General features: G+C 56.6%; 23 protein-coding genes. 5 read left to right on the forward strand and 18 right to left on the reverse strand.

The window, feature by feature from the left end:
* Positions 1–81 precede the first annotated feature (81 nt).
* The 7 genes from QMZ18_RS31020 to QMZ18_RS31050 all read right to left on the reverse strand — a co-directional run bounded on the left by QMZ18_RS31020 (position 82) and on the right by QMZ18_RS31050 (position 8,261).
* Positions 82–2,181 (reverse strand): acetate--CoA ligase family protein, encoded by a 2,100-nt coding sequence (locus tag QMZ18_RS31020; protein WP_282610304.1) that lies wholly within the window; start codon positions 2,179–2,181, stop codon positions 82–84.
* A complete protein-coding gene (locus QMZ18_RS31025) occupies positions 2,178–3,338 on the reverse strand; it encodes an acyl-CoA dehydrogenase family protein (protein WP_282610305.1) in 1,161 nt (386 codons plus the stop codon). Before QMZ18_RS31025 ends, QMZ18_RS31020 begins: the two co-directional genes overlap by 4 nt.
* 16 nt (positions 3,339–3,354) lie before the next feature.
* Positions 3,355–4,167: an ABC transporter permease gene (locus QMZ18_RS31030; RefSeq protein WP_282610306.1), complete on the reverse strand. Its 813-nt coding sequence runs from the start codon at positions 4,165–4,167 to the stop codon at positions 3,355–3,357.
* Positions 4,164–4,994, reverse strand: coding sequence for an ABC transporter permease (locus QMZ18_RS31035; RefSeq protein WP_282610307.1), 831 nt, complete (start codon positions 4,992–4,994; stop codon positions 4,164–4,166). The genes QMZ18_RS31030 and QMZ18_RS31035 overlap by 4 nt, the downstream gene beginning before the upstream one ends.
* 92 nt (positions 4,995–5,086) lie before the next feature.
* Complete coding sequence (locus QMZ18_RS31040; protein ID WP_282610309.1) at positions 5,087–6,196, reverse strand: extracellular solute-binding protein; 1,110 nt, start codon at positions 6,194–6,196, stop codon at positions 5,087–5,089.
* Between the two features lie 67 nt (positions 6,197–6,263).
* Positions 6,264–7,370: an ABC transporter ATP-binding protein gene (locus tag QMZ18_RS31045; protein WP_282610310.1), complete on the reverse strand. Its 1,107-nt coding sequence runs from the start codon at positions 7,368–7,370 to the stop codon at positions 6,264–6,266.
* A gap of 6 nt (positions 7,371–7,376) precedes the next feature.
* Positions 7,377–8,261, reverse strand: a complete 885-nt coding sequence (locus QMZ18_RS31050; RefSeq protein ID WP_282610311.1) for a 3-keto-5-aminohexanoate cleavage protein — start codon at positions 8,259–8,261, stop codon at positions 7,377–7,379.
* Between the two features lie 126 nt (positions 8,262–8,387).
* Between QMZ18_RS31050 and QMZ18_RS31055 the strand changes: the two genes are divergently transcribed.
* Positions 8,388–9,455 carry a GlxA family transcriptional regulator gene (locus tag QMZ18_RS31055; protein WP_282610312.1) on the forward strand — a complete coding sequence of 356 codons (1,068 nt, stop codon included), beginning with the start codon at positions 8,388–8,390 and terminating at the stop codon, positions 9,453–9,455.
* A gap of 37 nt (positions 9,456–9,492) precedes the next feature.
* Here QMZ18_RS31055 and QMZ18_RS31060 read toward each other — a convergent pair whose 3' ends face one another.
* From QMZ18_RS31060 to QMZ18_RS31085, 7 genes are all read right to left on the reverse strand, one after another.
* Positions 9,493–10,440: a 3-hydroxyacyl-CoA dehydrogenase NAD-binding domain-containing protein gene (locus QMZ18_RS31060; RefSeq protein ID WP_282610313.1), complete on the reverse strand. Its 948-nt coding sequence runs from the start codon at positions 10,438–10,440 to the stop codon at positions 9,493–9,495.
* 2 nt (positions 10,441–10,442) lie between these two features.
* Positions 10,443–11,246: an enoyl-CoA hydratase-related protein gene (locus tag QMZ18_RS31065; protein WP_282610314.1), complete on the reverse strand. Its 804-nt coding sequence runs from the start codon at positions 11,244–11,246 to the stop codon at positions 10,443–10,445.
* 41 nt (positions 11,247–11,287) lie between these two features.
* Positions 11,288–12,325, reverse strand: coding sequence for an LLM class flavin-dependent oxidoreductase (locus QMZ18_RS31070; RefSeq protein ID WP_282610315.1), 1,038 nt, complete (start codon positions 12,323–12,325; stop codon positions 11,288–11,290).
* A gap of 589 nt (positions 12,326–12,914) precedes the next feature.
* The gene (locus QMZ18_RS37130; RefSeq protein ID WP_367575964.1) at positions 12,915–13,097 is read right to left on the reverse strand and encodes a TIGR02300 family protein; all 183 of its coding nucleotides are present in this window, start codon (positions 13,095–13,097) and stop codon (positions 12,915–12,917) included.
* Between the two features lie 315 nt (positions 13,098–13,412).
* Entirely contained in the window at positions 13,413–13,724 is a 312-nt protein-coding gene (locus QMZ18_RS31075) for a hypothetical protein (RefSeq protein ID WP_282610316.1), read from the reverse strand.
* A 67-nt stretch (positions 13,725–13,791) separates the two neighbouring features.
* Positions 13,792–14,604 carry a hypothetical protein gene (locus QMZ18_RS31080; protein ID WP_282610317.1) on the reverse strand — a complete coding sequence of 271 codons (813 nt, stop codon included), beginning with the start codon at positions 14,602–14,604 and terminating at the stop codon, positions 13,792–13,794.
* Between the two features lie 438 nt (positions 14,605–15,042).
* Entirely contained in the window at positions 15,043–15,783 is a 741-nt protein-coding gene (locus QMZ18_RS31085; RefSeq protein WP_282610318.1) for an FCD domain-containing protein, read from the reverse strand.
* Positions 15,784–16,111: 328 nt separating this feature from the next.
* Here QMZ18_RS31085 and QMZ18_RS31090 point away from each other — a divergent pair, with 328 nt between their 5' ends.
* The 3 genes from QMZ18_RS31090 to QMZ18_RS31100 all read left to right on the forward strand — a co-directional run bounded on the left by QMZ18_RS31090 (position 16,112) and on the right by QMZ18_RS31100 (position 18,936).
* The gene (locus QMZ18_RS31090; RefSeq protein WP_282610319.1) at positions 16,112–17,083 is read left to right on the forward strand and encodes a sialic acid TRAP transporter substrate-binding protein SiaP; all 972 of its coding nucleotides are present in this window, start codon (positions 16,112–16,114) and stop codon (positions 17,081–17,083) included.
* Positions 17,084–17,164: 81 nt separating this feature from the next.
* The gene (locus QMZ18_RS31095; protein ID WP_282610320.1) at positions 17,165–17,653 is read left to right on the forward strand and encodes a TRAP transporter small permease; all 489 of its coding nucleotides are present in this window, start codon (positions 17,165–17,167) and stop codon (positions 17,651–17,653) included.
* Positions 17,654–17,658: 5 nt separating this feature from the next.
* A complete protein-coding gene (locus tag QMZ18_RS31100) occupies positions 17,659–18,936 on the forward strand; it encodes a TRAP transporter large permease (protein ID WP_282610321.1) in 1,278 nt (425 codons plus the stop codon).
* 104 nt (positions 18,937–19,040) lie between these two features.
* Here the strand turns inward: QMZ18_RS31100 and QMZ18_RS31105 are convergent, their stop codons facing one another.
* Genes QMZ18_RS31105 through QMZ18_RS31115 form a run of 3 tightly spaced genes read right to left on the reverse strand, consistent with a single transcriptional unit; the run spans position 19,041 to position 22,716 of the window.
* The gene (locus QMZ18_RS31105; RefSeq protein ID WP_282610322.1) at positions 19,041–20,219 is read right to left on the reverse strand and encodes a diphosphate--fructose-6-phosphate 1-phosphotransferase; all 1,179 of its coding nucleotides are present in this window, start codon (positions 20,217–20,219) and stop codon (positions 19,041–19,043) included.
* Positions 20,220–20,224: 5 nt separating this feature from the next.
* Positions 20,225–21,259, reverse strand: coding sequence for a zinc-binding dehydrogenase (locus QMZ18_RS31110; RefSeq protein ID WP_282610323.1), 1,035 nt, complete (start codon positions 21,257–21,259; stop codon positions 20,225–20,227).
* A gap of 14 nt (positions 21,260–21,273) precedes the next feature.
* Positions 21,274–22,716: a class II fructose-bisphosphate aldolase gene (locus QMZ18_RS31115; RefSeq protein WP_282610324.1), complete on the reverse strand. Its 1,443-nt coding sequence runs from the start codon at positions 22,714–22,716 to the stop codon at positions 21,274–21,276.
* A 225-nt stretch (positions 22,717–22,941) separates the two neighbouring features.
* On the opposite strand from QMZ18_RS31115, the gene QMZ18_RS31120 reads away from it, so the two are divergent.
* A complete protein-coding gene (locus QMZ18_RS31120; RefSeq protein ID WP_282610325.1) occupies positions 22,942–23,685 on the forward strand; it encodes an SDR family NAD(P)-dependent oxidoreductase in 744 nt (247 codons plus the stop codon).
* A 75-nt stretch (positions 23,686–23,760) separates the two neighbouring features.
* On the opposite strand, the gene QMZ18_RS31125 is transcribed toward QMZ18_RS31120, so the two are convergent.
* On the reverse strand, positions 23,761–24,276 hold the full coding sequence (locus tag QMZ18_RS31125) for a hypothetical protein (RefSeq protein ID WP_282610326.1): 516 nt from the start codon (positions 24,274–24,276) through the stop codon (positions 23,761–23,763).
* Positions 24,277–24,339: the final 63 nt, after the last annotated feature.

The following is a 24,339-nucleotide window of genomic DNA, read 5'->3' on the forward strand; positions in this document are numbered from 1 at the left end:
TGGTTCCGGCTCAGATAAACAGAATGAAAGCGTAACGGCGTGACTGAGACGCGGCAAGTGCGGTCGGAATGACCCACATATTTACGACGGTTCATCCCACAGGTGCATCAGAACATCAACTGCACAAACCCTATCCGGCAGCACAAACAGTGGGTTGATTTCCAACTCGGCGATCCGACAGGACTGCAATTGTACGTATTTCGCGAGCCTCGACAGATCGCCTGCCAACCGCGTTACATCAGTAGCTGGCTGTCCGCGAAACCCGTTGAGGAGGCGCGACACCTTAAGCCGGCAAAGAGCATTGAATACATCCTGCTCACTCGACGGTAACAGCAGGGTCACCGCGTCACCGACAAGCTCAACGAGCACGCCGCCGCTCGCCAAGGTCATAGCAAGACCGAATTGGGCATCGCTGCGGATGCTAACCAAGAGTTCGGCAATGCTTCCCTCGACCATCTGCTCGACCAAAAAACGATCGCTGACGGCCTCCGGCTTGCCGTTCATCACGTCCCGGCTCATCTCCTCGAGGGCACTCTCCAGAGCCGATGCCGAACACAGATTAAGCCGGACCGCTCCGACGTCCGTTTTATGCGCCAATTGCGGGCTGACCATTTTCAGCGCAACCGGATAGCCAATCTCGCTTGCGGCGCTTGCAGCGTCTCCAGGCACCACACAGCGACCGTTGGGAATCGGGAAATTACCCGCCTTCAGCAATGACTTGCCGGACCATTCGTCGAGCAGAAACGTTTGCTCGTTCTTGCAGGCAGACAGCAGCGGTTCAGGCTCTTGTTTCAGGATTTCCGTGCGGCGTTTTCCGTACCAGGCGGCAACCTTAATTGCATTCAGAGCCTCATGGATACCCTGCAGAGGCGCGATCCCCTCTCGCACCAAAAAGTCGCGTGTTTCCAAGTCCATGTTTTCCGGCAGACTGCTGCAAACGGCCGCCGGCACTCCCGCCTCTTTTACTGCGGCGATAAAGGCTCTTGTGTCGTTGAGGTAAAGCGGCTTGGTTTCATCAAGTCCCGGAAAGGGGAAATCCTGCACAATGACTGCAGCATCACAGTCATCCTGGCAAGCCGTCCTGAACACCGGAAGGACGCGCTCGAACACACCCCAGATCGGCGTGGTGTAATCGAGAGGATTGGATACTGTCGCGATATCCGGTAATTGGGTCTTCAAAATCGCCGCCGTTGCCTGCTCCGGCTGGGGAAACTTCAATCCGATCGTTTCTCCGTAGTCGGCCAGCATCGTCGCGCCACCGCCCGAGCAGGTGAAGCCAAGCAACCGGTCACTCTTCGGGACACCCGAAATGGCGAGGAACTTCAGTGTTTCCAGCATCTGCGCAGGATTGTGAACCCGGATGATTCCCAGTCTGTCGAACAGCGCCTGATAGAGATCGTCCGCCCCGGACAAGGATCCGGTATGGCTGACCGTCAATCGAGCACCAACCTCTGAGCTTCCCGTTTTCAAGGCGATGAGCGGCTTACCAAGCCGAAGTGCCTTCATGGCGGCATCGACAAAGCGCCCGATATCCCGCAAACCTTCGATATGAAGCCCAATGGCGCGCACTTCGTCTTGCTCACAGAGTACGTCGACGAAATCTTCCAGCTGCAGAACAGCCTGATTACCGGCTGAAATCATATGAGTGAATGGCACGGAGCGTTGGCTCATGATCAGATCAGAAGAGATCATTCCGCTTTGGGTGATAACTGCGGCGCCGTATCCCGGGCAAGAGCCACCATGTGCAAAGGGCCAGAGTGCAACCTGATCCAGATAGTTGATCATGCCATAACAATTCGGCCCGATCAGCGCCATGTCTCCCGCCGCCTCGATCAGGGCCTTCTGGGCGCTCCGCCCGTCTTCGCCGGCTTCAGCAAAGCCGGCCGTGTAGCAAACAACACCGCCCGCGCCAAGGCGCCGCAAATCGGCGATCACCTCGACTGCGCCGGCGACTGGGATTGCCAGGAACACCGCATCTGGCGGTTCGGGCAGATCCAGGACAGACGCAAAACACGGGAAACCGCCAAGAGTTTCGCGTTTCGGATTAACCGGCCAGATAGCCCCTGAGTACCCGATCCTGCCGCATTCCATAATGGCAGTGGCCGCATCTCGTCCACCAACGACGGCGACGTGCCGCGGTTTCAGAAGTCGCTGCAGGTTCTGCCGTTGCTTCGGTGTCACGCGCCAAGCGGCCTTAAGATGGAGCGGGTGATGATGTGGCGCTGGATCTCAGATGTACCGTCCCAGATCCGCTCAAGCCGTGAATCACGCCAGAGGCGTTGGATCGGCAGTTCCTCCATCAAACCCATGCCGCCATAGATCTGCACGGCATCATCAGCCACCCTGTTCAGCATCTCCGAGCAGTAGACCTTGACCATCGCCGCATCGGCATCCTGCATGATGCCCTGATCCGCCTTGGCAACCGCGTCCATCACCAGGAGGTCTGCAGTTTTCAATCCGATGGTCATGTCAGCGAGACGAAAGCCCGTCGCCTGAAACTGGCCGATGGGCTTGCCAAACTGCTTTCTGGTCGCCGCCCAGTCGATCGCCAGGTCCCGAATACGTTCAGCCTTTCCGCAGCAGGTTGCGCCAACCCAGACCCGTCCCATACCCAGCCATTTGCCGGAAAGCTCCAGACCACGCCCCTCTTCACCCAGGATCTGATCGGGCCCGAGCCGAACATCCGAAAAACTGAGCGCAAAATTCTGATAACCTCGATAGCTGACACACTTGTTGCCCTCGCGAATATCAAAGCCGGGCAAACCGACATCGACTAAGAAGGCCGTCACCCGCTTACGCGGACCACGCGATGTTTCATCGATACCCGTCGCCGCAAAGACAATCGCAAAATCCGGCATGCAGGGCCCGGAGATGAAGTGTTTCGATCCGTTCAGGATCCAATCATCTCCATCACGCCTCGCATTGGTTTTCATACCCATAACGTCAGAACCCGCTTCCGGTTCAGTCAGCGCGAAAAGCTCGCGCTTTTCCGCCCGCACGCAGGGCATCAGGTAGCGATCGACCTGATCACCCGCGCAGGCCATCAGCAGTTCTGTCGGACGGCCGATCCAGGAATGCAGTGCATGAGAGGTCTTGCCATATTCGCGTTCCATGATCGCCATAGCCGTATAGTCGAGCCCGCCACCACCGACGGCCTCGGGCAAATTGGCCGCATAGAGGCCGGTCTCGATGGCGCGTTTCTCGATCTGTTTTCCCAGCTCGGGCGGAACTTCGCCGTTACGGTCCACCTCTTCCTCGTGAGGGTAGATTTCCGCCTCCATAAAGGCGCGCACCGTTTGCAGCAAAAGCTCATTTTCGTGGCTTAGCGTGATGTCCATAACAGACTCCGAAAACTCAGGTTTCTTTGGTTTCAGCCGCAGGCGCCCGCCCGCGGGAGAGCAGCACCGACAGCAGCAGCGCAGTGAGAGTCACCACGATCAGCACCACTGCGGCGGCGGCCACGGTGGGGTCGGTGTTCTCGCGGATGCCGTCCCACATGCGCCGCGGCAAGGTGAAGACCCGGAACTTCGCGATAAAGAGAGTGACCACGATTTCGTCCCAAGAAAGGATGAAGGCAAATACGGCGCCGGCCAGAATGCCTGGTCTGATTGAAGGAAAAATCACCCGGCGTAAGGTGGTTGGCAGAGCCGCACCAAGATTGCGCGACGCCTGCTCCAGCTTGGGATCAAAATTCGCCAGGGCGGCCGACACGGTGATCAGCACCATGGGCGCAGCCAGGATCGCATGCGCGATGATCATACCCAGGTAACTGTCCAGTAAACCCAGTTTGACCCAGACCCGATAGAAGGCCATGGCCGAAATAATCGGCGGGATAATCAACGGCAACAGCAGTAACGCCCGGATGGCCTCGGAAAAGCGGGTCGAGATCCGCCACAGGCCGATCGCGCAGAGCGTGCCCAGAACCGTCGCCAGGATGGCGGCACCACACGCGATAACCAGGCTTTGGAAGATACTTGAGATCCATTCGTCGCTGCTGAAGAGATTGGCGTAATGGCGCAGCGACATACTGTCTTTCGGCACGGAAAGATAGCGTTCCGGAGTCAAGGACACGGGAAGTGCGATCAGGGCAGGCAAGACCAAAAACAAAAGCACCAGCCAGGCCCCTGCCCTGCCGAAACACCAACCCATGGAAGACCTGCCGTTCATGCCTTGGCTCCGAAGACTTCGCTCAGTTTCATGAAGCGCGAAAGGGTGAACATCAGCGCCAGGACACCTCCGAGCATTAGGGTGGCCAGCATGGAGGCCGTACCCCACTGCAGCGTCACCAGAACCTGCACGGAGATGTATTCGGCGGCCATCAGAACCCGGCCGCCGCCTAATATCGCAGGTGTCACGTAAAAGCCGAGGGAGATAACAAAGACCAGGATCGAAGCAGCAAAGATGCCGGGCATCGTCAGCGGAAGGTAGATCCGTCGGAAAGTCACCAAAGGACCTGCCCCCAGACTGCGCGATGCAGACATCACACGGCCATCGAGCCCCTGCATATTGGCCAGCAGCGGCAGGACGGCATAGGGAATCATGTAGTGGATCATGCCGATCAAAACGCCCAGTTCGTTTCGGACGAAAGTAATCGGTTCATCAGTAAGCCCACTTGAAATCAGAGCCCCGTTTAGCAACCCGTTCCGTCCCAACAGAGTCAACCAGGCGAAGGCCCGGACCAGGACAGAAACCCAGAACGAGACCAGCACGAAAGTCAGCATCCAGGATCGTTCGCCGCTTGCCAGATGAGCCATCATGTAGGCGACGAGATAGCCCGCCAGAACCGCACCGAAGGTCGTCAAAAGACAAACTCGCAGCGTTGTCCACAAAATCCGCGCCAACGACGAGCTCGCGAACAGCTTTTCGTAATTCTGCAAGCCCGCTTGCGGCTCCGTGACGCTGAGCCAGAGAATGTTGATCACCGGCCAGGCATAGAGCGCCATTACGAGCAGGAGCAGCGGCGCCACCAGCAGCCAGTAATTGTTCAGTCTCATGTGTGCGGTTCCCGCAGGCATGGAAAAAGATGGTTCGGAATGACGGGCTGCCCGCCCAACAGCAGAGGCTTTCAGGCGGGCAGCCTCGTCAATCAGCCGATGGCATCCAGATACCTGTTCAAGGTGTCACCGCCATTTTCTGCCCACCAGGCCGGGTCATTGAAGACGACCTTGTCGATGTTCTCTGCCGAGGTCACCGCAAAGCGCTTCAGATCGTCGGGTATCATCGCGAAGGCTTCCGGATTGGCCGGCGTCATCCCATGACAGGACAGCATGTTAATCTGGCGCTCCGGAGTCTGGCAGGACGCCAGGAACTTCATAACATTCTCGCGGCCTGCGGGATTGCCCTTGGGCACAATGTAGGCGCCCGGCATGGCGATCGCTTCATTCATGACCAGCTTGAAACGTCCCTTGGTGTCTGCCTCGACAGCCTTTGCCCGATTGATCCAGACCATGCCCATAGTCACTTCACCGTCAATGATCATCTGCGAGGCTTCGGCTCCCGATCCCCAATAGATTGAGTCGTCTTTGATCGACTGAATCTTGCTGATCGCCCGGTCGACATCGCAAGGATAGAGGTCCGCCTTGGCCACGCCATCGGCCAGCAAAGCCCCTTCAATCGCGCCGTTCGCCCATTTGTAGAGCGAACGCTTGCCGGCAAATTTATTTGTATCGAAGAAGTCGGCCCAGGTGCTCGGCGGGTTATCTCCGAACTTCTCACTGTCATACATGAAGCCGTAACCGTAAAAGATGGCCGAGAAGCCGTGGTCCCAGGCAAAACCCTCCAAGACTTTTTTCTTGTCGACCACGGAATAATCGATGGCTTCAAGATGTCCCGACTTGCCCAGGGCAATAGCATCGAAAGCATCGGCGTCGGCAACATCGGCCGTGATATTGCCGGAATCGACCATCTCCTTCACCTTGCCCTGCAGTGGGCCGGAGGTATCGACCTTAAAGCCCAGGCCACTATCGGTGGAAAAGGGAGACCCGAAGGAATCGGTGTGGCACTTCACGGCATCGCCGCCCCAATTCCAGAACACGATCTCATCGGCAGCGGCCTGTGCGTCGCCAATAGAAACAGCGTAGGTGGCAACACCCGCCACGGCACAAAGACCCAGAAAATCCCGCCGATCCATACGGCCCGCTTTGAAGTCTTCAGCGCTCTTGGTCAAAAGTTCTTTAAAAAAGTTCTTGTCTTGCATCTTTTCCTCCTTCCGCCCCCCTGTGGAGCTCTCGTGAATAAGCGCGGTTTTCTGAATTTTTGATCCGCTAGCTTTCAGTACCTTCCGAAACCAGGACCGTGGCATCTTCCTGCCACGATAAATCGACCGTTTGTCCTGTTTCAAAGCGATGCGGGTTGCGCCACGCGCCGACTTCGGCGGTGACAGATCCGAAGCCCGCGACTTCGGTTGTGACGGTGAAATTCGATCCGTAGTAAGTCAGGCTGGAGACTGTGCCTTGCAGTCCGTTCGACAACGGGGCATCGCCCAACGGCGCCACGTCTATCTTCTCCGGGCGCAGAGCAAGCGTGACCAGTTCCCCGACACCGGGCGCGGCTCCATTGCATCTGTGATGAACGTCCGCTCCCGCGACGACACAGGACAGGGTCTGCCCATTGGCGGCGGTGACCGAGCCTCGCAGGAAATTGCTTTTCCCCAGGAAATTGGCCGCAAACACCGTCTCCGGCCGTTCATAGAGATCATTGGGCGCGCCGACCTGAACGACCTTGCCATGATTCATAATCACCACACGGTCGGACATGGAGAGGGCTTCTTCCTGATCGTGCGTCACATAGATGAAGGTCGCGCCCACCCGTCGATGAAGGTCCTTAAGCTGTTCCTGAACGTCCGTTCGAAGCTTCTTATCGAGTGCGCCAAGTGGTTCATCCAACAACAGTATCTGTGGATTGAAGCTGAGGGCCCGTGCCAGGGCGACCCGTTGTTGCTGACCGCCGGACAGTTGCCGGGGAAGCCGATCGCTGAACTCTGTCAACTGCACTAGGTCCAGCATTTCCTGAACGCGCGACTGTATCTGCGCCCGTGGCTGTTTTCGCACCTCCAAAGGATAAGCGATGTTCTGCCAGACGCTCATATGGGGAAAGAGCGCATAGCCCTGAAACACCATACCGAAGTTTCGTTTTTCGGCCGGCAGTCGGATGATCGATTGACCGTCGAGTGCGATATCCCCGTCACTGGGATCCAGAAAACCAGCGATCATCATCAACAGGCTGGTTTTCCCCGAACCCGATGGCCCGAGCAGGGTCAGGAACTCTCCCCGGCGAACGTCAAGACAGACATCTGTCACAGCCTCGAATGAGCCGAAGCGTTTTGACAGGCCTTTCAGTGTGAGGCCGTCTGACGAGGCGGGATCCGGCATTGTCGGTCAGGCTCCGCGCAGGTTGAGTTTTTGACGCGCCTCTGCCGGCGAAACCGCCCGTGCGCCCAGGCGTTCGATAATCTCTACGGCTCGTTCGACAAGCTGACCGTTGGATGCAAGGACACCACGGTCGAGGTAGAGGTTGTCCTCCAAGCCGACGCGTACATTCCCGCCCATAACCACCGCAGCAGCCGCCATCGGCATCTGCATTCGGGAGATCCCGAAACCACCCCATGCGGCATTGAGCGGCAGTGCATCCTTCATGGCCTTCATGGTGTCGACGCTTTGATCCGCACCCCAGGGAATGCCCAGACAGATCTGAAACATCGGCGGTTCGGCAATCAGGCCCTCCGCGATCATCTGCTTTGCAAAACGGACGTGGCCGAGCTCGAAGACTTCCAGTTCCGGCTTGACGCCCCATTCCTTGGTCAGTGCCGCCATCTTGCGAAGAGTCGGCGGGGTCGAGATGTAGATTTCGTCGCCATCGCCGAAGTTCAAAGTCCCGCAGTCAAGACTGCAGATTTCGGGCAGCAGCGCCTCGACATGCGCCAGTCGTTCCAGCGGCCCAATCATGTCGGTTCCAGGTCCGGGCATGGCAGGATTTTCACCGTCTGGAACCCAGTCTCCCCCCATGCCGGCGGTCAGGTTGATCACCACATCGGTGTCGCTGTCGCGCACCCGATCAACCACCTCTTTGAAGAGTTCCGGGTCACGCGAACCTCGACCGGTTTCCGGATCACGGACGTGTATGTGAGCGATAGCCGCACCGGCTTTTGCAGCTTCGATCGCCGCCTCGGCGATTGCCTCTGGCGTCACCGGCACTCCCGGATGTCGTTTTGTCGTATCGCCGGCTCCGGTCACCGCGCAACTCACTATGACGTCGTAATTCAAGATGGTTCCTCCCGTTCTTCTGCTTATTTTGCGGTCAGTTTTTTTGATTTTTGTCGATTTCTCGACAATGAAGCGCATTATTCGCCGTAGATTGAGAGTGCCTGGTGATTTGAGGAGGAGGCAGATATGGCGACGGATATGACGTCCTTTGCCGGTCGTGAGTTTTCGAAAATCGCGTTCGTGCTTATTCCGCGGTTCAACATGATGACCTTGATGACCACCATCGAGCCGATGCGGATCGCCAACTATCTGTCGCCGCAATCCCTCTTCGAATGGACGTATCTGTCGTTCGAAGGCGAGGAAATCAGTGCCAACAACGGGATGCGGGTCCGCTGCGAAACCCCGCACAACGACTCGAAATTCGACATTGTTTTCGTGGTCGGCAGTTGGGGATGCGAACGCTATGTCAGTCCGAGTGTGATCAACTGGATCCGTCGACAGGAACGAAAGGGTTCCGTCATCTGTGCCTTCGAGCTGGGTGTCTATGTGCTTGCGCAGGCCGGTTTGCTATCCGGCCGATTGGCAACAACCCACTGGTCCTGCATGGCAGGCTTCGCCGAGCAGTTCCCCATGATCGATTTGCGCGAGCAACTCTTCACTATCGACCGGAATCTGATCACCTGCGCCGGCGGCACGACCGGCATCGATCTCATGCTGCACCTGATCGCGACCTGCCATAATGAGCAGCTGGCATCGGAGGTTGCCGATCAGATCATGCATCATCCTGTCAGAAAGGGGGACGCGGTTCAGCGGCATACGCTGGGCGGCACGACCGACATGATCCACCCCGATGTGGCAGCGGCGGTCAAGATCATCGAAGACAACGTTTCCAGCCCCTTAAGCGTGCCCGAGGTCGCCCAGGAGATCGGACTTTCGCAACGGCAGCTTGAACGTTACTTCAAACGCTACATGGGCTGCTCTGTTGTTCAGTTCAGCCAGTTGATGCGTTTGCAGTACGCCCGCGTCCTGCTGACCACGACACGCCTTTCCATCCGCGAGGTCTCGGTCGCCAGCGGCTTCAACTCCATGTCGCACTTCTCGCATGCTTTCCTGAAGTGCTTCGGCAAGAAACCGAGTCAGTACCGTCAGGCCTGGCCAGACAACGAAACCGCGCCGACCTGGCGCGGCACGGTCTATTCCCTGGTCGAAGCCTCGCGACTGAACGCGCAGCGCAAAGCACAGGTGATCAAGTAATCAAGCATGATACGGCGAGGGTATGCACTCCAGCGTATCAGGCTCTGGCCGCACGCACGCCTTTCAACACGGCGACGATGCCGCGGTCTCGTTCGGCAGCAAGCTCCTCGAAGCGGCGTCCGGCAGCCATTTCATCGCAACCATAAACCATACGATCGCGTAGCGCCTTGGTCAGCTCGGGCGCTTCGAGGCGGGTCCAGGGGAGTTTCAGTGCAGGGCCGAACTGATCCAGATTTGTCGCCATACCGCCTTCCCCGCAGGCGATATGAAAGGCCATGCACTGGCCGAACATCGCCATACGTGGAGCCGGGCCATTGATCAGAGCCGTATCGATCTGCTCTGCAGTCGCCTCGCCGTTGGCGACCATATGCAGTGCCTCGCGCCATAAGGCCTCCTGCAGGCGGGTCGCAATGAATCCGGGAATTTCCTTGTTGAGCACAAGTGGCGCCTTACCGGCAACCTGATAGAAATCCCGCGCCCAGGAAATCGCGTCTCGCGAGGTCTTGTCACCGCCGACGATTTCGACGAGAGGTAAGAGATAAGGCGGGTTGAAAGGATGCCCGACCACCGTTCTTTCCGGCGTCGCACAGTCCGCCTGTATTTCCGTCATCGTCAATCCCGAGGTGGATGACGAAATCACGACAGTTTCCGGCACAAGGTTGCCCAGTTGCTTGTAGAGGGCCTGTTTCAGGCCAAGATTCTCAGGTGCGCTTTCCTGAACGAACTCGGCCATTTCGACGGCCTGCGCCAAATCGGAAGTAATGGTAAGACGATCACGCGACGCCCCCTTTTCCAATCCAAGTGCTTCCAGGCTGATCCAGGCCGTATCGACAATTTCACGAAAGGCATCCGCTTCGGCAGGATCATGCAGGTAGCTGACGACGTCGTAGCCACGGGCTAGAAAATGCGCAGTCCAGCCGCCACCGATTGGCCCGCCGCCGATGCTGGCGATGCGGGTAATCGCCTCAGGGTTTTTAAAGACCACGGTCAACGCCCTTTGAATACGGGCTGTCGCTTTTCCACAAAGGCCCGGACTCCCTCTTCCGCATCTTCCGACTTCAGCATGGCACGGTAGGTCGGCAAATCGCCCGTCCGCATAGTCTCGAAAGCCCCTTCAAGCGGCACGCATTCAATCGAGCGCAGGACCTCTTTGACGGTTTGCAGAGCGAGTGGCGCCGCTGCTGCAAGCTGCGCGGCCCAGGCGCGTGCTTCGTCCATCAGCTTATCGTAGCTGACGACCTTATTAATCAGCCCGTAGTGTGCTGCCTCCGACGCGGTCATGCGCCGCCCCATCAGGAACATTTCCATGGCAATGTTATAGGGGATACGGCGCGGCAGGCGTTGAATTGCACCGGCGTCAGGCACCATTCCCAGCGGCATTTCCGGTAAACCGAATTCAACGTGGTCCGCGGCGATCAGCAGGTCACACCCCATAGCCAACTCAAATCCGCCGCCGATCACCAGTCCGTTCAGAGCCGCAATGACCGGCTTGTTCAGATTCCAGTTTTCGGTCAAGCCGGCAAATCCGCCGTCGCCGTAGTCGGCATCTTCCCACCAGTTGTCGAGTTTGGTGTCCCCCGAATTAAGCGCCTTGAGATCCCAGCCTGCAGAAAAGATCTTGCTTCCCTCAGCCGTCAGGATGCCAACCCGCAGTTCCGGATCGTCACGAAGCTGGGCGAAGGCGGCACCCAGCTCCTGGCTCATCTTGATGTCGATGGCATTGACCTTGGGCTTGTTGAGTTTGACCTCGAGAACGTGACCGTTGCGGACGACTTCGACAAAGTCAGTCACAGGTTTTCTCCCCTATTATTGCTTATCTAAACGCTTGGCTTTTATGAAAATTCCGGGATGACCTCTTTACAGAAGAGTTCCAGGGATCGCTTTTGTTCCTCGAGCCCCAGGCCCATACTCGCATAGTAAATGAACTCATCCACGCCGAGGGCCTCATAGAGTTTCAGCTTGGAAATGACTTCATCCGGTGTCCCGAATATCAAATTCTCATGCAGCATCTCGGGATCATATTCGGCCCGGTTCTCCAACTCTGAAAACTCAACAGTCTTGGGGAAACCGTTCTCGACGTCTCCCAAGTTCTTGAACAGGTTTTCAAACTGTCCGAGCTGACGCTGTGCGGCATGGATCGGCACGCTGCGTTCGCTCTGGGTATCGTAGAGCGCGGTATGGCGCATGATCGCGAAAACCGGCCGCGGACATCCGGGGTTATTTGTCACGGCTTCATCGAGGCGTTCTTTATAGAGCTCGACTTCGCTCATGGGGCGGGTCAACGGCCAGGACATGATGTTGCAGTTGTTCTTAACCGAATAGTCGAAGGTGATCGGTGCCCGCGCAGCGACCCAGATCGGCGGATGGGGTTTCTGTAGCGGTTTCGGGACCGAAGTTGATTTCGGAAAGGACCAAAATTCGCCCTCGTGTTCGTAGTCGCCAGCCCAAAGCGCCTTCAAGGCCGGCAGCATTTCCTGCATGTAGCGGTAAGCATCCGACTGTTTAAGGCCAGGTGCCATGCGATCGAATTCACGCTGATAAGCGCCTGAGCCAATTCCGAATTCCAGACGGCCACCGCTGATCAGATCGGTAAAAGCGGCTTCGCCCGCCAGATTGATCGGATGCCAGTAAGCCGCGACCGCCACCGCGGTGCCCAGGCGGATCCTGTTTGTGTGCGTCGCCCACCAGGTGAGGATCTGAAAGGGATTGGGGGCAATCGTCATTTCCAGCGCATGATGCTCTGCGGCCCAGACAATGTTGAAACCGCCTTCATCGGCCATCTGCACCATGTCGAGCGTGTGCCGGGACACATCGCGCATGTCGCGGGTTTCATCCATGCGCTCAAGATTAATCGCCAATTGAAATTTCATGTCCGGCCTCCATAACGGCAGAGTGTTCAGAGTCTGGTCGTGTTCACGCAGTCGGTGAAAACTCGAACCAGCCTCTTCATCCTGTTGTTAGAGGGCGATTCACGATCCTTGCCGTTGCCGTCAAGAACGATCGCACTCAAGTGCCGCAACTTTTGGCTAGAAATCGACGAACTTCTAGCGTCCGTTCGCACAAATTATCGATTTTTCGACAGATCGAAAGAATCGATCCAGGGCAGGCTGCAAAAACTCGAAAGGCCTTGGCAAGCCGGTTTTAGCGAGGCGTGCAGTCGCAGGTTCTTTTCGAACCTCAAATCAGAGATTCACGCATTTGAAAACCAGGGGGCAGACGCAACATTCAGCGTTCACACAAGCTTAACCGAAGCCGGCATGCCTCCGTCTATTCTCTAATCCGGTTATCCGATGCAGTTGTGTAAGCTCTCAACGCCGCTGATGACCCCAGACCCCCACATCGGATCAGACTCCAATACAAAAGGTTAGAATTGCGATCGCTCTTGACCGATTCCATCAATGGCGATTGCATTCCAGTCAGTCGAGTTGCTTAAAACTGGACCGCTTAGGCGGCATTGCTTCAGGGGTACCGTGTGGATGGCGGTCGGCTGACTCTCTTGGCAGATCTACCGGTCTTTAGCACACTGGCTAAAATCGGCTTGGAGCCGCATTTCGGACAGACAACAGGTTCCCTCCCAAGGTCATAATACTTGATCGCGCACTCTGGGCAGGTGTGTTTGGCGCCTCGGTTTAATGTCGTCATACTTTCAGATCTCTCCCGTTTTTTTTGCTAGAAAACGCGTTGCAATCGCGAAAGGCCTAGTCGCGAGGCGGCTCTAACCTAACTGCCAGCATTACAAAAACTTCAAGTCCGCGTGGCTGTCCTAACCATTCTTGCCCGAAGGACGCGCTATCAATGGCGCTCCATTCCGCCACGCGGTCGTGCTCTTACAGCGGGTGCAGATGCGCTCGCCAGACCATTCACTCTCGAAAGCCGCGCTGCATCTCAAGCATTCGCGTGTTTTGACCTCACTTCTTTCGCATAAATCTCCAAGTGCATTTGTCGCCTGAGACTCTGTCATGAAGGCTCCTTTTCAAGGTCACATAAACGGACGAGGTCCCCCAGGGTCTGGGCAACAAGCTCTTTTCGCTTGGGCTCCTGAGCTTCGGGCAACGCGGCGAAGGCCTGCAAAAGGTATTGCGCCTTCGCTGCTGCCTCTGACCAAGTCTTTGCCGGGCCGGCGTCGAGGAGCTCCATCAACTTCTCATGGCGACCGTGCATTGCACTCTGATCGACCTCAAACTCGTGAAGACGGTGGCGCCGAATTTCGATCATCTTCTGAGCGGTCAAGCTGCGATGTTCGTCCAGATCAACAGTATCGTCCGTCATGATCGCCAGCCTTTTTCGGATCCCATTGCAGCTCCAGAGTTCAAGTCACTCCGAGCGCCTGCGCCGGTTACTTCGCAGCGAGAACACAACGACCCTGCTGTTTTCGATAAGGCCGGTCGCAATCCCAACCATGCCCAGAGAAATTAATGTGAGCGTTTTCCGGCACCTTGACCGCCGCACAGGATTCGCCAACCGCCAGATAGCCACGACTGCATTCCCAGCCGGCGCCATAGGAGGAACCAGCTAGATATCCGTTGGTGGGTACCTTCACCACAACGCAGGCCTCACCGATCGCACGGTATCCCCGTTCGCACTCCCATCCGACGCCGTAATTAGATTCAACTAGATAGCCGTTTTCCGGTACCTTGATCGCAATACAGCGCTCCCCGTCCGCCTGGTACCCACGCTCACATTCCCAGCCGTCACCATAGGAGGAATCGACGAAGTATCCATTCTCCGGCACATTTACAGCGATGCAAGCGTCCCCTGTCTCGCGGTAACCCCGGTCACATGTCCAACCGTCGCCAGACGTATCCAGATAACCATTCTCAGGCACTACAATGATTGCGCAGGCTTCGGCGGCCTCCCGATAGCCCCGCTTACACTTCCAGCCCAACCCGAACGAGGTGTTGGTCGAATAAGCATTCGCGGGCACTTCGACCGCACTACAGGCATTGTCGGCTTTTCGAAAGCCTCGCTCACATTCCCATCTGCTGCCGTAACTCCTCGCAACGGCGTTCTCTGGAATGGCTGATAAAGTCCCCTGAGCGACGGCATCCTGAGCGAAGGCGGTGCCGAGGCTGACTGCTACAATTGCAAGGGCCAGTTTCAGAGCCATTGCATGAATAGAACCACGACGTAAGCGCCGCACACTCGTCATACATCACGCCTTGTGTTGGATCCTGAGGAACCGCCAGCAATTGTTCGCCAGCTCACTCAAGTCTGATCAGTAGGTACCCCTCCATGACCTTCAGGCTCATGGGTTCGGGTTCGGAGGACACTCCGGTTTTAGCAAAAAAGCATAACCACCTGTGTATACGTGGTGATAGTATAGTATTTTTTCAATAATGCACTTGTTATTATTTTTTTTCTGGAAAAAAATTTCCAAATATACATCATAACTATATTATTTTTTTTGATACGATACAGGAATTTTATTTAACATTTCCAAATACAGACCCGAGCAATAAGCGTCAACACGCCAATAGAGTCGTGCAATCAATAACGGCCTTAGTGAAGGTTCGATCGATCTGATAAACACGAACGTACGCACTGCAGACTGTCTAAAGATGATACCGGCGGTCCGAGACAAGCAGTTTTATGAGCCTTCACTCTCGTCATCCATGACGCTTCTACGCGCGGAATCACGGCGTACGAGCTGCAGGGCGACTTGTCGTTCGACATAGAGAAGATGTGCCTCCATCGCCGCCTCGGCTTTATCCGGGTCGCGGGCGGCAATCGCTTCAAATATCGCCTTGTGCTGATGATAAGCGCGCTCGTCGCTCCCGACTTCGCTCACAGTCACTCGGCGATTGTCGATTAACCATTCGAGCACGGCGTCGATGACAGTCGGTGTAATGGGGTTGCCGCTCATACGCGCAATCGCGGCATGAAATGCAGTGTCGGTCTCCCAGAATTTCTGGAGGTAGCCAAGGGCCTGCCGGTTTGCCTCGAGCCTGGATTTTAGCTCAGCGATCTGAGTGTCTGTCGCTTCGACCGCAGCTTTACGGGCAAGTGCAGACTCTAGGAGCCGCCTGATTTCCATCAAATGGACAATGTTCTCGGGGCTGTTGAGAACCTGGCGGACAATGAGATTGAGTTCCCGCAGTACAACATTGAACGAAGGCTGAAGCACGCGCGGCCGCCGGCCGCTTCCGGCTTCGATCAATCCTCGCCGGGATAACGAAAAAAGAGCCTCGCGCACTGACGGACGCCCAACATCGAAACGCTCCATCAACTCTCGCTCGGTCGGCAGGGCGTCGCCCGGCTGGTAGACGCCATTCGCGATTTCCTCCGCAAGTGTTTCTTCAACCTGCTCATAGAGCTTGATTTGTTTCATACTCGCCAGTCGCCCGCCTATCGAATCCAATTTCAACCCAGGGGCTGATTCGCGTTCTTGAGCGGTTCCGTCAAGAACGATCGCACTCAAGAGTCTGATCGTTTTTCACTGAACCAGCGAAAAACGTGAACCAGCCTCTTCGCTTTTGGTTAGAGGGCGATTCACGTTCTTGAGCGGTTCCGTCAAGAACGATCGCACTCTAGCACTTCGCTTTGAACCGTTCCACAGAGAGCGCTTGCCATTTTGGTATAATCTTTATACTTTACGATTTATGGAATAGATCGCAACAAAGCGATCGGGCATTAAGACCTACAAAAGGGAGGCTTAAATGAAGAAACTCGCGTGCATGTTTGCGCTCGCCATGGGAACCGTCGTTGCCGCGACTGCGAACGCAGCCGAAACGCTTAAGCTCGCGCACCCCTATGAACCGAGCACCGCTCATCACAAGTGGGCTGTTTGGATCTCTTCGGAAATCGAAAAGCGGACCGAAGGCCGCTACAAAATCGATGTTTTTCCGTCGGGTCAGTTGGGCAACGAGCGCGACATCGAAGAGGCGCTGATCCTCGGGACGGTCGATATCGGCACTGTCGGCCCTGGGCACATGGCGCAACGCTATAAGCCGATTTCCATCCACTTGGCGGCGTTTCTTTGGCGCGACCTTGATCATTTCCTCAAGTACCCGACCAGCAATACCTACAAGGAACTGACTTCAGAGTATGAGAAGGTTTCCGGCAGTAAAATTATGTCTCTTACCTACTACGGTCAGCGGCATGTTACGGCGAATGAGCCGCTGCTGACACCTGCCGACTTCAAAGGTGTGAAAATGCGGGTTCCGCCCGTCCCGATCTACATGGTGTTCCCCGAAGCGGTCGATGCAAATGCAACGCCAATCAATTTCTCAGAGCTCTACATCGCGCTCCAGCAAGGTGTCGTGGTCGCCCAGGAAAACCCCTTGCCGACTATTCAAGGCAAAAAATTCTACGAAGTCCAAAGCGATATTATGCTGACCGGGCATATGACGGACGGATACTTTACCCTTGTGGGCGGCCCGACCTGGAACAAATTGTCGGAGAGCGATCAAGGGATTTTCCAGGCTGTCATCAAGGAAGGTGCCGCAGGCGCATCTGCAGACATCATCCAGTCGGAGAAAGATCTGGTTCAGTGGTTCCGGGACAAGGGCATCAAGGTTCACGAAGTTGACCGCGCCAAGTTTCAGGCAATCGTCAAACCTAAGATTCTGACCGACGACTGGCCCTGGAAACCTGAGCAAATTCAGGAGCTTCTAACACTCGGTCAATAAATTTTATTACTATGTTACCGTCGGCGCTCCTGCTTCCCTGCCGGGGGCGCCGACTCTGTTTTGGGGATCTGATTGTATCTCATGAAAAGTGTCTTTCATTGGGTGTCGCGTTTGGAAGACGCCGCGCTGACCATCGTCCTCTGGGTGCTTTTCGTGGTCGTTGGATTGCAATTCTTCACCCGCTACATTCTGAACAACTCCCTCGGTTGGACTGAAGAAATCGCCCGCATGATTTTGATCGTCCTCTGCTATACGGGTGCGATCGTTTGCGCCCGTAACCGTTCTCACATCAGCGTCGAACTGCTGACGCTGTTATTGCCCGCTTCCTTTCGTTCGTCGTTCCGTCGGGTGATGGATTTCGTCTGCATGCTTCTGTTTGGCTTACTGGCATCGACAGCCGGCCGCTTCGCCATGACAACACAGCAGAGTATGTCGAGCGTGGATGTTCCCAAAAGCATCATCTACTGGATCTGCGCTCTCTCTCTGGGGCTGATGGCGATCCACTATCTTGTCCATCTGCTCTTTCCTCAGGCTGAACCTGAACAGCCTCCCGAGCCCAAAGGATTGTAGAGGCAATGGCTGCCACTCTTCTCATCATCGCCGTTACGATCATGATCGTTATCGGCGTGCCAGTTGCCGCATCCCTCGCACTAGGATCGCTGGTTTTCGTTCTGTTTCAGGGCTTGCCTGACTTCGTCGTCATCCATCGTATGGTCAGCGGCGTCGATAGCTTTCCCCTGCTGGCAATTCCGTTTTTCATTTTTGCCGGCAATCTGATGAACTCGTCGGCTATCACGGATCGGATCTTCCTGTTCGCGTCCGCGTTGCTCGGCTGGGCGCGCGGCGGTCTTTGCTACGTCAATGTCGGCGCGAGCGTGATATTCGCAGGCATGAGCGGCGCGGCGGTTGCCGACGCCGGCGGCCTCGGTGCGATCGAGATCAAGGCAATGCGCGATCGGGGTTACGGCGACCGTCTTTCCGTCGGTGTTACGGCTGCGAGTTCGATTATCGGTCCACTGATCCCGCCGTCTCTGCCAATGATCATTGTCGGGTTTGTCGGCAACATCTCAATCGGAAAGCTGTTTGTAGCCGGGTTCATGCCGGGGCTTTTGATGGCAGTTTGCCTTTCGGCGATGATCTACTTCATTGCGAAACGCAACAACCTGCCGCGCGACGGTGCCTTTTCATTTTCAGGCGTAAGATCGTCTTTTAACCGGGCCTTCCTGTCCCTTCTGACCCCCATCATCATTGTCGGCGGTATATTGGGGGGCCTGTTTACACCGACCGAAGCGGCCATCGCCGCCTCGGCCTATGCCATACTCCTTGGGCTTGTGGTCTACCGGACCCTCGACCTTTCCGGTCTCTGGCGCGCATCGCGCGAGACCGCGGAGATGACCGCCTCGATCCTCTTCATCGTCAGCGCAGCCTCAATCTTCGCCTGGATCCTGACCAGTGAGCGCATTGCCGAGCAGTTTTCAGTTTTTGTTTTCGGATTTACCGAAGACCCACTGATCATACTGCTGCTGATCAACCTGTTGCTTCTACTTGTCGGCTGTTTCCTGGAAACTATTGCAGCGATTTCCATCCTGACACCGGTTCTGCTCCCCATCGCGGTTCAAGCTGGAATTGATCCGGTCCAGTTCGGCGTTATGATGGTGCTCAACCTGATGATTGGACTGCTGACCCCGCCCTTGGGCATGGTGCTCTATGTGCTAAGCGCGGTCAGCGGCATTTCACTGCAGGACACGATCAAGGGCACGGTGCCCTTTCTCATTCCCCTGCTCGCCACCTTGCTGCTGGTCACCTTCATACCAGCCGTTTCGCTGTGGCTTCCCGCGCTCTTGGGCTTCTAATCTAGCGTCGACTAATTTGTCCGTTTAAGCGGTGAAGTTGCCTGTCTATAGATTCAGCGGGAGAGCAGATCATGTAATGCGATTCCGTTGAATCCTGATCTAATCTAAATGCCTGCCGCTAAGGGTTCGACATCACCGATAAGCGGTTGGGCATAGGAGCGGAAATCTTCCGCAATGCCAAATGGATCAATCGCAAGGAATTCAGCCGGAAGCGACCTGCTTCCCTGACTGTCACTTAGGGGCTGCAAGGCAAACCCGAGCTGCGCATCAATCGTAACCATCTGCCCTGCGCCATTGCCCTCGGCAACTGCTGCCAGCGCTTCCACACCGACCTGCCTTGCGAGCTCACGATCCGGTTCCGAGACACAGAACGACATCGCCCGGCCAAGATTACCGGGCCTGAGGCAGCGGGTCTGCAATCCGAGTTCGCTCCAAATCCTCTGTGCCAGATAATTCCCAGTGCCCAGCGAGAGCGAATACATACGTCTGCCAAGGCTGTCACAGGGTCCGTTCTGGAACGCCTCACCGATCAGACCTCCGTTCAAGTCATGCAGCATCTCGTTGACGACGATAAAGACGTGCCCGCGGTGCACATGTTGCCTACGCACTTCCGCTAGCAGTTCGGTCTCGTCGACCGGCCGTTCTGGGACAAGAACGATATGCGGGGGATCATGATCGCACTGCTTCAACAGCACGGAGGCTGCAGCAAGCCAGCCGCTGTTGCGCCCCATAGTCTCCAGAATCGTGACGTCATCGAAGCTCGACATGGCACGGAAATCATAGCCGTAGTCACGGGTCGCGAGAGCGACGAAACGGGCGGCGCTGCCGTAACCCGGCGCCACATGGACACCCGGCAGGTCGTTGTCGACCGTCTTGGGCACGCCGCTCACAACAATTTCGTGTCCTACATCCCGGGCATGGTCGGCCATCATCTGCAGGGTCGCCATCGTTCCGTTCCCCCCGATGCCAATCAAGGTGTCGGCACCCTTCTGCTGCATCAAGCGCAGGACACGCGCAAAGTCGTCCGCACTGGTCTTTTTACGGCTCGACCCGAGGGCAGCCCCCGGCGTGGACGCAAGCCGGTTCAGTCCGGTCGTCGCATCCCCGCCCCTCAGAAAATGTGAAAGATCGATTGTTTGCCGTCCGTCCGCACCTTCCAGGCTGTGGGGCAAGCCGATCACGCTTTCGAAATGTGGCTTGGCAGCTTCAAGAACACCCGCGAGCGTCGCATTGATGACCGCGGTCGGACCACCGCCTTGAAAGACGAACAGACTGCGAGACATGATCTCTATTCCGGCTTTATGAGAACCTTGCCGCTTTCGCGGCCGTCTGCAACGTCCGAGACAGTCTTTCCAAGGTCTTCCAAGCCACGGACCGCCGTGACAATCCTGGTGAAATCAACCGCCTTGCGGCGAAAAATGTCATGCAGAAGGAAAAGAGTGTCGCGAAATTCGGTGAGCGGGTAGACCCGGCTGCCGATAAATTCCAACTCCTTGATGATGCCTCGCGTAACGTTATAGGGCGCAAAATTCTCAGACGGAAATCCCAGAGAGGCAATCCGGCCGCGTACTGCGGCTGCCTCTATCGCACAATTTATCCCGGCACCAACGCCGGAGGTCTCAATCACAACGTCGTAGCCTTTGCCATCGCTTACTTTTTTGAGATCGGCAAGGCAGGCGTCGTTTGCGGGATCAAAAGCGGCAAAGCCGAAGCCTTCGGCAAGCGCCCGGCGATCCGGCCGGGTTTCGCATACGACGACATCACCAGCACCCAATTCGCGCGCTGTGATAGCTGCATAGAGACCGATCGGGCCCGCACCGATGATGAGCACCGCCTCCCCCTTGTTCAGTCGAGCGCGACTGCAGGCGTGATAGCCAACCGCAAAAGGTTCGGTCAGGGTCGCGATCTCGTCAGGCATGTCGTCGGGCACCGCGATCAGCTTCTCGGCCGGCACCCGGACAAATTCGGCGAAACCGCCGTCCCGGTTAACGCCAATCACAACGAGCTTTTCGCAGACATGCGGCAATCCCTTTTTACAGGGACTGCAGAGCCCGCAGGAGACGAGCGGTTGAACAACGACACGGCCACCTGCCGCTATCCCCTCAGGCAATGCGCCGAGAGCTTCCACAAGCTGACCCGTGAACTCATGACCCTGGATCACCGGCGTTCTGGCAATGGGGTTGTTGCCGTTAAAGATGTGAGCGTCAGACCCGCAGACGCCGGCATAGGAGACGCGTAGCAAGGCATCGCCGCCCTCGAGGACTGGCGGCTCCACCTGACGGGTTACGATGTGACGCCAGTCTTCCAGTACGGCGGCTTTCATGTCCTTTGTCTCCGTTAGCTGGCGAGGTCTTTTATCGCGATTTCATCATGATCGTTGCAGTCCGTCTGGTCTGCTGGAGGAATCCAGTCGACAGGCTCGTGTGCGATGATGCCGTTCACGAGGTCCCGTGTTTCATCGACGCGCAACGCCGAGAAATAGCTGCGGGCAAGTGTTCGTACACCACTGCGCACGGCATCGTGACACGCCTCTTCGTCCCACCAGGTTTGTTTGAAGGGACCGATGGGATACCGCCTGGCGTGATGCAAAAACTGAGCTTCAGACCAGTCTGCCCTCCATTCCTGCGCAAATTTCTGCTTTGCCCATTCATCCGCGTCCCTAACCCGGGCAGCCGGCAATGTCTCATAGACGACATTCAGAAAGGCAGCGGCAAGATGCACCTCCACACAGCGATATTCAGGAAGCTGGGCTATCTTTTCCATTGGCAGCAGCGACGCACCATGCTGCACGCATCCGGCCAAGCCAAAGCCATTGCGACAGGTACCGCTGAGGCCATCAATAAGTGCGAAATCAATCGGCATATCACCGAAGGAACCATCAGCTAGCACGTTGCCCCCGTGCCGAGTGCCGGACTGGATGGAGAGTTTTGTGAGTCCTGGCACTTCCGCGGGCATGGAAGCGGTGACGCCGTCGAGATAGGCCTGCACCTCTTCGGCTGTAGAGTTATGCTCGCCGACTTCGCCGATCTCACCGCCGAGTGAAATTGTCACGTGATCCGGCTCAATGTCGCGCGTATGCCACGCCAGGATCGCGGTCAGTTCGAAATTCGGCCGCTGTTGTTCCCGCACTGAAGATTGCGACAGATCGACCAAGGTTGAGGTGTCGACATCGATGTTAAAGAACCCAGCCCCCACAGCTTCGCTGATAAGCGCAGCCACCGCCGAAACCTCGGGCACCGGGTCCTCGGCAAAGCGCGATGCGGAAATCTGGAAATGGTCGCCTTGTAGGAACACTGGCCCTCGATGCCCTTCGGCGATAGCGGCGCAGAAAATGGACGTCGCATATTCCCGCGGACGCTGAGCGGTGAAACCGATCTCGCCGCGCGATAGTTCGAAAATGACCGCCCCGGCTTCGACGTCCTTCATCGCGCTGAACACTCCGCGCGCCGACTGAAATGCGATTGCTCTCACATTTATCGCAGGCACTGTGAACCGCCGGTCGATTTCTCCCCGGCCAATCGCCCTGTAAAGAGCATCGATAGAAGCCGGAAAAATACCAAGTGAATTGGCGATTTCCCAGGCGACTCGATGTGCGTGGCGCCTGGCATCCGAAGAACCAAAAGCGCCAATTCGCGCAAGGTTCCCAATTGAACGCCGCAAGGTGGCATCATCCTCAACCGCAATTCGGCCTTCGGTCACCGAAAGGCATGAGAAAAGCTCGGTGAGGTCGGCAGCAGCATCTCCTCCAACCAGCTCTTCCATGGCGGTTTCAACTGACATTGCGCCCCCTCGTCATCATTACTGAGTGTTAGAATATTATTTTTGACATAAAGATTATACCAAATCAATTATCTTTGGTCGATTGAGGACTGGGATCTTCGCCCTGACAGTCGTATTCCAGTCAAGGAGCCTCCCTTAACCAGTGAATTTGATGGAGAAAGCGATCTTGATTTAGCCCCGGCGTTCATGCCGTATTGGGGGTAACTGCGGAAAAAGAGGGGATGCATGAACAAGATTGATTTGGACGGGCATATTGCCATCGTCACCGGCGGCGCCCAGGGCATTGGTTTTGCGGTGGCCGAACGGCTTGCCGAGAGTGGTGCACAGGTCGCAAGCTGGGACCTTGCGGAGAGCAATGAAGCGGCTATGGAGAAACTCGGGTCGTCAGGCCTTGCAGTTTCCTGCGACATCACCGACTGGAACTCCGTCACGCAGGCCTTGGCGCAAACCCGAGATGCCCTCGACACACCGAACATCCTGGTCAACTCCGCGGGCATTGCCGGCCCCAACGCGCTGGTCGAAGATTACGCCCTGGACGACTGGCAACGGGTTATCCAGATCAATCTGACGGGAACCTTCCACGTGAACCGCGCAGTCCTCCCCGAGATGAAGTCAGCCAACTACGGGCGTATCGTCAACATCGCTTCGATTGCCGGTAAGGAAGGCAACCCCAACGCCTCAGCCTACAGTGCGTCGAAAGCGGCAGTGATCGCCCTGACCAAGTCACTCGGCAAGGAAACCGCCGGTCACGATATCGCCGTCAACGCCGTCACCCCTGCCGCTGCCCGTACCAGGATTTTCGACCAGATGAGCCAGGAGCATATTGACTACATGCTTTCCAAGATCCCAAGGAACCGTTTCCTGCAGGTCGAGGAAGCAGCCGGTATGATCGCATGGCTCGTCTCGCCGGAAAATTCCTTCACGACAGGCGCTGTGTTCGACCTGTCGGGCGGGCGGGCGACCTATTAAGGAGGCCACCGATTTGAGAGGACCGCAGGCGCGCCTCTCAGGATCGCTAGAATACCAAATTGGGTGCACATGGCATCAACGCCAGGCCGACGGGAGCGACGCAGCGACGGAGGTAATCGACCCCTTGGCGATGCGAAACTTGTAGCCTCTTGCAACACATTCGAAGGTTTCGTCGTGAAAGGTAAAGATAAAGTGGCGCAAATTTGCAAACATCTCAGGGCTATGATTTGGGTGCACCGCGTTCATGCGTTCCAGAGAACGAACCCATGAAGAGTGAAGGATCTCAAAGACAGCGTAATGGCTGAGCCCCCGGCGGGCGAGCGGATGCCCTGCCAGAGCTTCATCGTTGGGTGGGCCGAGCATATGGGCCCAAGTGGCGTCGAACCGGATGCAGGCGATCTTTGCGCGCTCAGTATCCGGCGACACCATGGTTGCGGTACTCCCATCCCAATTCGGGTCGGGCTCGTCGAGCAGATAGATTAGGTCAAGTCCGTCTTCATTCGTGACCAATTTTGGCAGAGGCGCGCCAGATTCCATCCGCGGGATATCCGTTAACTCGACAACCCTGTCGTGCATATCGATCTGGTACACCTGTGCTCCTAACCTGCATTCCCGCTGCCATAAACAGCACCGCACCGATCCGCAAATCAACAG

The sequence above is a fragment of the Pelagibius sp. Alg239-R121 genome (assembly GCF_947331435.1).
Classification (GTDB): Bacteria; Pseudomonadota; Alphaproteobacteria; order Kiloniellales; family Kiloniellaceae; genus Denitrobaculum.

Excerpts from the sequence above, each read along its gene's own strand:
- QMZ18_RS31095 (WP_282610320.1), top strand. The coding sequence starts at position 17,165 with ATGAAAAGTGTCTTTCATTGGGTGTCGCGTTTGGAAGACGCCGCGCTG.
- QMZ18_RS31085 (WP_282610318.1), bottom strand. The coding sequence starts at position 15,783 with ATGAAACAAATCAAGCTCTATGAGCAGGTTGAAGAAACACTTGCGGAG.
- QMZ18_RS31075 (WP_282610316.1), bottom strand. The coding sequence starts at position 13,724 with ATGACGGACGATACTGTTGATCTGGACGAACATCGCAGCTTGACCGCT.
- QMZ18_RS31025 (WP_282610305.1), bottom strand. The coding sequence starts at position 3,338 with ATGGACATCACGCTAAGCCACGAAAATGAGCTTTTGCTGCAAACGGTG.
- QMZ18_RS31030 (WP_282610306.1), bottom strand. The coding sequence starts at position 4,167 with ATGAACGGCAGGTCTTCCATGGGTTGGTGTTTCGGCAGGGCAGGGGCC.
- QMZ18_RS31120 (WP_282610325.1), top strand. The coding sequence starts at position 22,942 with ATGAACAAGATTGATTTGGACGGGCATATTGCCATCGTCACCGGCGGC.
- QMZ18_RS31115 (WP_282610324.1), bottom strand. The coding sequence starts at position 22,716 with ATGTCAGTTGAAACCGCCATGGAAGAGCTGGTTGGAGGAGATGCTGCT.
- QMZ18_RS37130 (WP_367575964.1), bottom strand. The coding sequence starts at position 13,097 with ATGACGACATTAAACCGAGGCGCCAAACACACCTGCCCAGAGTGCGCG.
- QMZ18_RS31045 (WP_282610310.1), bottom strand. The coding sequence starts at position 7,370 with ATGCCGGATCCCGCCTCGTCAGACGGCCTCACACTGAAAGGCCTGTCA.
- QMZ18_RS31080 (WP_282610317.1), bottom strand. The coding sequence starts at position 14,604 with ATGACGAGTGTGCGGCGCTTACGTCGTGGTTCTATTCATGCAATGGCT.
- QMZ18_RS31110 (WP_282610323.1), bottom strand. The coding sequence starts at position 21,259 with ATGAAAGCCGCCGTACTGGAAGACTGGCGTCACATCGTAACCCGTCAG.
- QMZ18_RS31040 (WP_282610309.1), bottom strand. The coding sequence starts at position 6,196 with ATGCAAGACAAGAACTTTTTTAAAGAACTTTTGACCAAGAGCGCTGAA.
- QMZ18_RS31055 (WP_282610312.1), top strand. The coding sequence starts at position 8,388 with ATGGCGACGGATATGACGTCCTTTGCCGGTCGTGAGTTTTCGAAAATC.
- QMZ18_RS31100 (WP_282610321.1), top strand. The coding sequence starts at position 17,659 with ATGGCTGCCACTCTTCTCATCATCGCCGTTACGATCATGATCGTTATC.
- QMZ18_RS31035 (WP_282610307.1), bottom strand. The coding sequence starts at position 4,994 with ATGAGACTGAACAATTACTGGCTGCTGGTGGCGCCGCTGCTCCTGCTC.
- QMZ18_RS31070 (WP_282610315.1), bottom strand. The coding sequence starts at position 12,325 with ATGAAATTTCAATTGGCGATTAATCTTGAGCGCATGGATGAAACCCGC.
- QMZ18_RS31105 (WP_282610322.1), bottom strand. The coding sequence starts at position 20,219 with ATGTCTCGCAGTCTGTTCGTCTTTCAAGGCGGTGGTCCGACCGCGGTC.
- QMZ18_RS31090 (WP_282610319.1), top strand. The coding sequence starts at position 16,112 with ATGAAGAAACTCGCGTGCATGTTTGCGCTCGCCATGGGAACCGTCGTT.